The organism is Halanaerobium sp. (assembly GCF_003070835.1).
The window spans coordinates 1-8,390 of sequence record NZ_QBLR01000144.1 but is presented as its reverse complement, the minus strand read 5'-3'; the positions used below and the strand labels follow the sequence as shown (position 1 = coordinate 8,390).

The 8,390-nt window shown below is 34.1% G+C and carries 7 protein-coding genes; 6 read left to right on the top strand and 1 reads right to left on the bottom strand.

What is annotated here, in order from left to right; genetic code table 11:
• Positions 1-206: 206 nt before the first annotated feature.
• The 5 genes from CI949_RS13270 to CI949_RS13250 all read left to right on the top strand — a co-directional run bounded on the left by CI949_RS13270 (position 207) and on the right by CI949_RS13250 (position 5,017).
• Positions 207-2,336, top strand: a complete 2,130-nt coding sequence (locus CI949_RS13270; protein ID WP_290767224.1) for a sensor domain-containing phosphodiesterase — start codon at positions 207-209, stop codon at positions 2,334-2,336.
• A gap of 45 nt (positions 2,337-2,381) precedes the next feature.
• Positions 2,382-2,825 carry a GNAT family N-acetyltransferase gene (locus CI949_RS13265; protein ID WP_290767223.1) on the top strand — a complete coding sequence of 148 codons (444 nt, stop codon included), beginning with the start codon at positions 2,382-2,384 and terminating at the stop codon, positions 2,823-2,825.
• Between the two features lie 63 nt (positions 2,826-2,888).
• On the top strand, positions 2,889-3,671 hold the full coding sequence (locus CI949_RS13260; protein WP_290767221.1) for an inositol monophosphatase family protein: 783 nt from the start codon (positions 2,889-2,891) through the stop codon (positions 3,669-3,671).
• Between the two features lie 25 nt (positions 3,672-3,696).
• On the top strand, positions 3,697-4,485 hold the full coding sequence (locus tag CI949_RS13255) for a fumarylacetoacetate hydrolase family protein (RefSeq protein WP_290767219.1): 789 nt from the start codon (positions 3,697-3,699) through the stop codon (positions 4,483-4,485).
• A 73-nt stretch (positions 4,486-4,558) separates the two neighbouring features.
• Positions 4,559-5,017, top strand: coding sequence for a hypothetical protein (locus CI949_RS13250; protein WP_290767217.1), 459 nt, complete (start codon positions 4,559-4,561; stop codon positions 5,015-5,017).
• A gap of 166 nt (positions 5,018-5,183) precedes the next feature.
• Here CI949_RS13250 and CI949_RS13245 read toward each other — a convergent pair whose 3' ends face one another.
• Positions 5,184-6,998: a heme NO-binding domain-containing protein gene (locus tag CI949_RS13245; RefSeq protein ID WP_290767215.1), complete on the bottom strand. Its 1,815-nt coding sequence runs from the start codon at positions 6,996-6,998 to the stop codon at positions 5,184-5,186.
• A 341-nt stretch (positions 6,999-7,339) separates the two neighbouring features.
• On the opposite strand from CI949_RS13245, the gene phnD reads away from it, so the two are divergent.
• A complete protein-coding gene (gene phnD, locus CI949_RS13240) occupies positions 7,340-8,296 on the top strand; it encodes a phosphate/phosphite/phosphonate ABC transporter substrate-binding protein (RefSeq protein ID WP_290767213.1) in 957 nt (318 codons plus the stop codon).
• Positions 8,297-8,390 lie beyond the last annotated feature (94 nt).

Sequence of the window (8,390 nt, the reverse complement as noted above, 5' to 3'; positions counted from 1 at the left end):
AGAGAAGATTAAAAGGATTTTTAGCTGCTCGAGAAAAACTAATTCAACTATTTGAAGAAAGATATTAATTTATTTACACAAAATACTTGACGTTACCTTCTAATATTAGATATAACTAATTATTTCTGTTATAATTATAACTAATAAAATCTTTTTTACTTATTTTTCTCTGATGAGCTAAGAAAATATATAAATAGGAGCTAATGATGAGAATACTTAAAAATTTGTCTATCAAAAATAAAATACTGCTGGGCATTGGCCTCAGCTTTATTTTAGCGATGATTTTTCTGCTGGCAATTGTTATCTACCAGTTCGGCAGCCTTTCATCTGAAAATCAATTATTAATTGAGGAAGAGCTATTGGAAAGAGAATATGATAAATTTGAGTCTCTTGTGAAAACTAGAGCAGAAATTTTAGCTGAAATTTATGATTTTTATTCAAAGAATAAAAATTTAGTGGGCAGAAGAGCTAGTGAATCAGAGCTTAGAAATTTAATAGCAGATTTCAATCGAAATTCTGATTTAGAGGAAAACTATTATTATATTTATGATCTAGAAGGAAATACAGTTTCTTTACCCCCGACTCCAGCTTTGGAAGGAAAAAATAGAATAGAACTTGAGATAAAAGATAGAAAACTGCTTAAAGAAATGATTGATATTATTCAAAATAGTAATGGGGGCAGATTGAGCTACCCCTATCAAAATCCGAATAATGGGATGCTGGAAACTAAATACGGCTATATTCAAAAAATTGAAGGTACAGATCTCTTTGTCGGTGCCGGAGGTTATCAGAGCAGTTATTACAGCACTGTAGATAGGCTGCTTTCTAAAATAAAGAATATCAGAGATGAGACTATTTATCTCCTTTTAATCACCTTTACAGTCATAATTTTAATTATAATATTAATTATATTTGATATTTCTAAATACATAAACTTAAATTTAAAGCAGATTATTTCTGCATTTAAAAGGGTTGAAAAAGGACAGCTGAGCTTTGAACTTGATGTTGAGCAGAAGGATGAGTTTGGCAGTCTGGCTGCTGGCTTCAACCAGATGCTAAGCAGAATTAAAAAGCTGACTTATAATGATCCCCTGACAGGTCTACCCAATTTAAACTTTTTAGAAAACAATCTTTCTGAATCTCTAAAGAAAAATAAAAACAGCAGCAGGCAGATTTATTTATTTACTCTGACTGCAGATAACCTGAGTCTGGTCAACAGTAATTATGGTTATCAAAAAGGCAATGAGCTGTTAAAAGAACTCTATCAGCGTTTGAGTAAGAATTTATCGAAAGAGATGACTATTGCCCGCAAAAGTGATGAATTTGTATTTTATTTTGCTTCTGCTAAAAGCAGAGAACAAATAAAAAAATATGCTCTTGAAATTTTAAATAATCTATCAGAGCCCTATGAGCTTAATAATAATCTGATATATTTAAAATTAAAGCTGGGAATATCAGTTAATGATAATCAGGAAAATTGTTCAGAATTAATTAGAAAATCAAGGCTTGCACTTCATTTTGTTGACGATAAAAATAATATCAAGTTTTTTGACGAAAAAATGCTGGGCCAGCTTTCAGGCAGATTGAATTTAGAAAGCAAGTTGAGAAAAGCTATGGTAAATAATGAATTTGAACTTTTTTATCAGCCTCAGCTGGAAAGTAAAACCAATAAAGTTATTGGAATAGAAGCCTTAATCCGCTGGCAGCATCCAGAAGAAGGCAGAATTTCTCCAGGAGAATTTATTCCTCTGGCAGAAGAGACAGGAATGATCTTAAAGCTGGGAGAGTGGATTTTAAATGAGGCTTTAAGGCAGTTAAAAGCCTGGCAGAACAGAGGATATATGGATTTAATTGTTTCAGTAAATATTGCACCCCAGCAGTTTCAGCAGGATGATTTTATTGGGAAAATTAAGCAGCTTCTGCAGCGGCATCAGCTTGAAGCAGAGTTTTTGGAGCTTGAGATAACCGAAAGAACTGTAATTAAGGATATAGAATATACTGTTGAAGTTTTAAACAAACTCAAAAAACTGGGGGTCAGAATCTCTATTGATGATTTTGGTACCGGTTATTCTTCTCTGGAATATTTAAACCGCTTTGCTCTGGATAAATTAAAAATTGATAAATCTTTTGTTCATAATCGGGCTAATTTAAATATAGTAAAAACTATTATTATGATGGGCAGCAATCTGGGACTGGAAGTAGTGGCCGAAGGTGTGGAGACTGAAGAAGAATTGAATTTTATGATTGAAAATAACTGTGATTATTATCAGGGCTACTATTTTGCCAGAGCTGAAAAAGCAGAAGCAGTTGAAAAATATTTCAATAGTCAGCTTTAAATTTTTCAGCTTTTAAAATTTAAAATAAAAGAATAGGAGTAGATTATGGAATTAAAAATAAAAAAATTTTCTGAACTCAGCAATCAGGAGTTATATAAAATAATTGAAGCCAGAATTAATGTTTTTGTGGTTGAACAGAACTGTCCTTATAAGGAATGTGATAATAAAGATCAGAATTCTTTTCATCTTTTTTATCAAAAAGAAGGAGAGATTGCCGCTTATTTAAGAATTATTCCGGCTGGGATATCCTATCCAGAAATTTCCATCGGCAGAGTTCTGGTTAAAGATAAATACAGAAGAAATGGTCTGGCCAATAAGCTGATGCAGGCTGCTCTCTCTTATATAAAAAATAATTTTAAGACAGAAGCCGTCAGAATTTCAGCTCAGGAATATATACTTGATTTTTATCAGCAGCTTGGATTTGAAGTTGTTTCTGAGCGCTATTTAGAAGATGATATTCCTCATTTTGAAATGCTTAATAAATTGTAATTAAAGCAAGTTTTTGATAAAATTATTTTGAAATAATATAATTTTTGGAGGTGCTTTTTTAATTTGATAAATCTAGCTGACGCAGCAGTACTCGCTAAAGAATGGGCTATAAATGTAGGCAAGATGCAGAAAGAAAAGTTAAAAAATGAAGCTTTTAAAGTTAATACCAAAAGTACACTGACTGACCTTGTAACAGAAATTGATCTTTTAAGTGAAGATATGATTAGAGCAAAGATTGGAAAGAATTATCCTGAACATAATATTCTGGGAGAAGAAAGTGATTTCACTGATAAAAAAAGCAAATATACCTGGGTGGTTGATCCCTTAGATGGGACCAATAATTATGCCAGTTCTTATCCCATTTACTGTGTTTCTATTGCTTTGAAATATGAAGCTGAAGTTGTAATGGGAGTTATCTATATTCCCGAATTAGACGAAATTTATTCTGCCATTAAGGGTAAAGGAGCTTATAAATCAGGTAAGGCAATTAATATTTCGCAGAAAACAACTTTAAATTCTGCTCTGGTTGCAACTGGTTTTCCTTATGATAAAAAAGATTCTAAAATAAATAATCTTGATCCTTTTAATAAAATTCTGCCAGAGATCAGAGGAGTCAGGCGTTCCGGCAGTGCTGCTTTTGATCTTGTTTCTGTGGCCAGCGGCCGAATGGATGCTTACTGGGAGTTTAAGCTTAAAGAATGGGATCTGGCAGCAGGAGAATTACTGGTTAGAGAAGCTGGAGGAGAAGTTTATCAGACTGAGATTGAAGGTGCACCACTATTGATAGCCGGCAGCAGGAAATTGGTTGCTGAGCTGAGAAGGGTTATTGAAGATATTTATTTATAAAATAATATAAGTAGGTGAGCAGCAGATGAAGATTATTAGATATCAAAAAGATGATAAAATTAAAAATGGTATTTTAAAAGATCAAAAAATATTTGAGCTGGAAGGAGATCTTTTTTCGGATTTTTCTGCAGGAAAGGAAGCTGCAGTACTGGAAGAAGTTAAGCTTCTGTCACCGGTTGAAGTACCAAATATAATAGCGATCGGATTAAATTACAGACAGCATGCAGTTGAAACTGGAGCAGATATCCCGGAACGTCCGGTAATTTTTTTAAAATCAACCAGCAGTTTAACTGACCCTGACTCAGAGATTATTTTACCGAAATTGGCCCCGGATGAAGTTGATTTTGAAGCAGAATTGGCTGTTGTAATAGCTAAAAAAGCTAAAAATATTGAAACTGTTGAAGTCGATGATTATATTTTAGGCTACACCTGTGCCAATGATGTTAGTGCTCGTGACTGTCAGAAGAAACTGGATAAACAGTGGGCTAGAGGAAAATCATTTGATACTTTCTGTCCCCTTGGTCCCTGGATCGAGACTGAATTAGATGCTGGTGATCTAGAAATTAAATCTATTTTAAATGGAGAGGTCATGCAGCAGTCTAAAACTTCGGATATGATCTTTAATATAGAACAGCTAATCAGTTATTTATCTTATAATATGACTCTGCTGCCGGGAACAGTTATTCTGACTGGTACTCCGGAAGGAGTTGGCTTTGCCAGAGAAGAGCAGATTTTTTTAAGTGATGGTGATCAAATCACTATTGAAATTGAAGGAATAGGAACTTTAGTCAACACTGTCAGCAGAGAGCTTTAGTTTTAAAGACAATTTATTAATAAATTTTTAAAAAAATATTTAATTTAATATCAGCTCTTTAGGGAGGTTTATTATGCAGTTTTTTAATCAGAAAACCTTTATTTTATTAATCCCTGTTCTCTTAGCTGTCCTCTGTTATATTGTTAATAGAATTATTGCTTCTATTAAAAGAAAAAGGGCAGAAGAACTATTTAAAAGTTATCATAAAGATAGAATTATATATTTTAGTAAAGAGGTTAATTTCTTTGGCCAGAGATCAGCTGGCAGGGCACAGGTGCGTGGAAATGGCTCACTGCTTTTAACACCAGATGAGCTTCATTTTTTAAGATGGGTACCTAAAAAAAATATAGTTATCCCCCTTGATAGTATTGAAAATATTGAGCGAGTTAATTCTTTTCTTGGTAAAAGAAAAAATAGAGAATTATTAAAAATTGATTTCAGTAATCATCAGGGTGAAAAAGATTCTGCTGCCTGGCTTTTAGATAATATGCATGCCTGGGAACAGGTGATAAAGGATAATCTTGAACAGTAATTATTTTAAATTATTATTTAACTAATATTTATTTAAACAACAGAATATTTTTTGAAAGCTTATATTTAAAGTAAAAAAACCGCTCCCATAGTCCAGAGGCTGAAAAAAGCTGCCTGGTCTTGAGAGCGGTTTTAGCTTATTATTGGCTTTTTATTAACTTTATTTTTTAGACATTGTAATCTTTAAGATTAGTGCGGAAGTTTTCTGTCAAATCTTCCATCTGCTCGATATAGCCTGTCATTTCCTTAATCTTTTCAGAATAGCTGTTAACACTGGCGCTCATTTCTTCACTTGAGGCTGAATTTTCCTGAGCGATTGCCGCCAGATTATTAAAGTTTTCAATGACCTCTCTAATTTTTTTAGTCTCTGTATTTAAACTGCTTACAATATCTACAACCTGATCAGTAGCAGCTTCGATATCATTAGTGGCACTATTGCTTGATTCGGCAACTTCTTCTAAAGCCTGATTGCTGGCCTCAAGGTTAGTAAACTGTTCACTAATGCTGGAACTTAGGTTTTCAACATGTTCAGTAAATTCTCCCAGATTTTTTCTGATTGTTTCTACAGCCTGCTGTGATTCTTCGGCCAGTTCTCTTACTTCTTCTGCAACTACTGTAAACCCGCGTCCGTTATCTGAAGAGCGGGCTGCTTCAATTGAAGCATTCAGAGAAAGCAGATTGGTCTGGCCTGCAATATCTTCAACAGTATCTACAATTTCCATAATTGTTTCAATTTTTTCTGAAAGCTGTTTTCCCAGCTGATTAACATTGGCAAAAGCCTCACGGACTCCACTAATTCTCTGATTAACATCAACCACCGCCTGAGTAGAGGAGCGGATGTTTTCTACAGCATTTTCTAAGTTATCACGGCTGTCCTGACCTGCTGCAGCAAGTTTTTCAATTTCTTCAACATTTTGATTAACTATATAGGCTGATTCCTCAGTTTCCTGAGCCTGAGCCTGAGCTCCCTGAGCTACTTCATCAACTACAGTAGAGATGCTGTCTGAGACTTCTTCCATATCTTCAGCCAGCTCAACAAAATCTTCGGTAAAGTTGTGCATATCATCAGTTCCACCTTTAAGGAACAGAATATCTTTTCTTAATTTTGCCTTTATCTGGCGCAGCTTTTCAAATAGTTTTTCAAAGTCGTCAGCGGTTTTTAGTCTGTTTTCATCATCCAGATTTAATTCTTCAATTTTTGTCAGCTCATTATCAATTGCTTTAACAGGAGAGATTAAAGCTCTGCTGATTAATGCCAGAACAGCGCCCAGGCCGAGAGAAGCACCTAAATTTACAGTCCAGCCGGCTGAAAATTGTGGTAAAGATGTTAAAGCAAAACTTAAAGCAGTTCCTGCAAGTCCCATTTTAGCAGGGATACTTTTAAAGATTCCAAGCCCTAAAATTTTAGAAAATATGTACTTCTTTTCGTTTCTGAATGATTTTTCAAAGCTGATCTGAATAGTTAAAAACTCTCGCCCATCATCTGAACTTCCTCTTTCAATCTCTTCGACTTCAATTGGAGTTTTAAAAAAAGATGAACTTCCCTCTAAAAGGCCTAAAAAGTAATCGTACATTCCTCTTTCAGATTTATAAGTCATTTCTATCTGATGGTCATTGAGCTCTTTAGCGCGGAGGCGGGGAGGATTTGCACCAGGCAGCATTTCTGTTAGCTGCAGATGAACAGTATCCATCAGCATCAGAAAATTCTTAAGGGTTCTGTTGCTGAAATAAGAAGGAAACCACTGAGAAAAAGTTTCAATATTCTCTATCCCCATTTCATGCCATATTTTACCAGGTTTTTTCCCAACCTCCTGACCAATATATTTCATTAAATCCTTTGTTTTCTGGTCTTCAATTGTTGTCATCGGAGTAATTATTAAATCTTCTTTAAATCCTGCCTTCTTTTTTGCCTTAGTGACTGTTTCTTCTCCATATGTTTTGTTGAGAGTACTCAGCCAGGTTGATACGACCGTTCCCTTCATATACTTCCCTCCAGTTATGATTTAAATTTCTAAAAGTTAATAGAAAGTCATTAGCTAATTAAAAAATCTGCACAAAATAAAAATAGCTCAATAAAAATTAAGCTATATTAATAATAATTCGTGGTTGGGATAATAATCCCTGCATTTTTAAGAAAAAAATGTTAGCTTTTTTGTACACTTTTTTTGCACCCGGTACAAGTGAATTATATAACAATATACTTAACACAATCGTAACAATTAGTAACATTTTTTTAACCTCCAGGCAATACTCCTGTAACTTTGATATGTCATTATATTAATTGCAAGCGAAAAACAAAAAAACTATTTGGAGGTAATAATTAATGAAAAGATTTGGGGAAATTCTAACAATATTAATTCTTTCAGTTATTTTGATCAGTGGATTTACAGCAGCGGCAGAGACCAATCACGGAGATCTTGCAGAGGGCTTTGTTGACTATGATGGTGATTTAGTTGCTGATCTTCCGGCTGATGAATCTGAATGGCTTAATCCGGATACTATAATTTTTTCTTATACACCTGTAGAAGAACCTTCAGTCTATAAAACAGCCTGGTCAGATTTTTTAGAACATTTAGCTGAAGTTACAGGAAAAGAAGTTATGTTTTATGCAGTTGAAAACTATGCTTCTCAGTTAGAAGCTTTAAGAGCAGGCAGAATTCATATTGCTGGAATTAATACTGGTAGTGTTCCTTTTGCTGTTAATACAGCTGGAGTTGTTCCTTTTACAATGATGGCAGCTGAGGATGGTAGTTTTGGTTATGAAATGGAGATTATTACTCAAAAAGATAGTGAACTGCAGGGCTTAGAAGACTTAGAAGGAGAAACAGTTGCTTTTGTATCTCAGACATCTAACTCTGGATTCAAGGCACCTTCTGCAATTTTAAAATCAGAAATGGGCTATGAAGCTGGTGAAGATTATGAGACTACTTTTAGCGGCCGCCATGATAACTCAATTATGGGTGTCTACAATGGAGACTACAAAGTTGCTGCAATTGCTAACTCTGTAATGAACAGAATGGCAGCCAGTGGAGCAATTGATAAGTCAGAGATCAAAACAATTTATAAATCTCAGACTTTCCCAACAACTGCTTATGCTTATGTAAACAATCTGCATCCTGGTCTTGCTCAAAAGATTAAAAAAGCATTCTTCACATTTGACTGGGAAGGTACAAGCTTAGCAAAAGAATTTGAAGATGACAAGTTTATTCCAATTGACTATAAGACTTACTGGGAAGTTATTAGGACTATTGATAGAGCTAATGGAGTAGAATATAAATAGAATTTACTGATAAATAAATATAGATGTTTTAATTATGAGGATTCTCGGCTAAAGCCAGAAAGTAACAGTCTAAAAAAGTAATAATTGTAATAAA